Origin of the sequence: Pseudomonas sp. 43(2021), assembly GCF_017490805.1 — a bacterium.
GTDB lineage: Bacteria > Pseudomonadota > Gammaproteobacteria > Pseudomonadales > Pseudomonadaceae > Aquipseudomonas.
The window spans coordinates 1-1,308 of sequence record NZ_JAFGYJ010000077.1; the positions used below are offsets into that span (position 1 = coordinate 1).

1 protein-coding gene is annotated in these 1,308 nt (G+C 57.6%); it reads right to left on the reverse strand.

Annotated elements, in window-relative coordinates; translation table 11 throughout:
• Window positions 1–133: 133 nt before the first annotated feature.
• A complete protein-coding gene (locus J5M71_RS25925) occupies window positions 134–1,093 on the reverse strand; it encodes an IS110 family transposase (RefSeq protein WP_207838279.1) in 960 nt (319 codons plus the stop codon).
• Window positions 1,094–1,308: the final 215 nt, after the last annotated feature.

The following is a 1,308-nucleotide window of genomic DNA, read 5'->3' on the forward strand; positions in this document are numbered from 1 at the left end:
TGTGGGAGCAACTGTCTTGCTCAATTTCTAAAAGCTGGCGCGCCCCCTGTGGGAGCGGGCTTGCCCGCGAACACGGGCGAAGCCCGTGCCATCCACCGCGGTGTCGTCTCGCGGGTAACCCGCTCCCACAGGATCACGCTGTTATTTGCGCCATGTTTTCAGGCTGCGGTAAGTCATCCCGCCACGGCGTGCCCGTTCTGAGCATCGCGTTGAGGCGCACGATGAAGATTCTCATGCAGGCTACAAGCGCAACCTTGGCAAGTTTCCCTCGCCCACGCAGCGCCTCATATCGGGCTTTGAGCGTTGGATTATGTTTCACCGCTACCAGGCACGCCATGTACAGCGCACGCCTGACCTCAAATCGGCCTCCTGAGATAAAGCGCTTGCCCACGGACCTTCCGCTGTCGTGATTGAAGGGGGCCACACCGACCAAAGAGGCTATTTCCCGGGACTCCACGTGCCCCAGTTCCGGCAAGAGCGCTACCAGCTTGGTCGCGGTTACCATCCCGATGCCTTTGACTTCGTCCAGTTTGGCTATCCGTTCATCGCTGAGCACTGTGGCCTGCCGCTTGATCGCTTGCTCCACCAACTTTATCTGCGATGCAAAGTGCTGAAGATTGGTTTTCAGGAAATTGGCGACCATTGCTGACTGGGCCTGCTTCAGGCGCCGCCGATCGTCATCTCGCTGTTGGACCAGGCGATCACGCTGCTGAAGGAGTTCTCGTAACAGGGCCCTTTCAGGGCTTGTTTTCAGGGTTGGCTTGTCTGGAATGACCTCAGCGAAATGGGCCAGCACTGCGGCGTCGATGGCATCGGTCTTGGCCTTGATGCCCAAGGAATCCGCGAACGATCTGGCTCGCTTGGGGTTCACGCGTATGACCTTGTAGCTGGCGTTCTGGAGAAAGCGCATGACATCAAGCTCGTAGCCGCCTGTAGCTTCCAGAAGGATGCGCTTGATGCTGAGCCCTCGAAGGCTCTTCACCAGTTCCTCAAAGCCCGCTGGATCATTGCGCACGCTGATCCTGATGCCCTGGGGCCGCACCAGTGCATCAAGGGAAAGACTGGAAACATCGATACCCAAGAAGGAAGCCATCGCCAAAACCTCCTAGACTCAACAGTGTGAGAGAGCTTTGGCTTGGCCCACGCTTGTGGTTCGAGATTAGGCCCTCATCCAACTGTTCGGGCTCTCGCCAAAGTGGAACGGTGAATGGCAGCTTGTGCTCCCACACGTGCTCAAGGCACCTCTGGCATTCAGCTTGCCATTCACCGCTCTCACTCCAGATTCTAATCCCCTCTCAAGACACAAGC

What these genes read in the sequence shown, in the direction of transcription:
- J5M71_RS25925 (WP_207838279.1), bottom strand. Translation starts at nt 1,093, where the DNA reads ATGGCTTCCTTCTTGGGTATCGATGTTTCCAGTCTTTCCCTTGATGCA.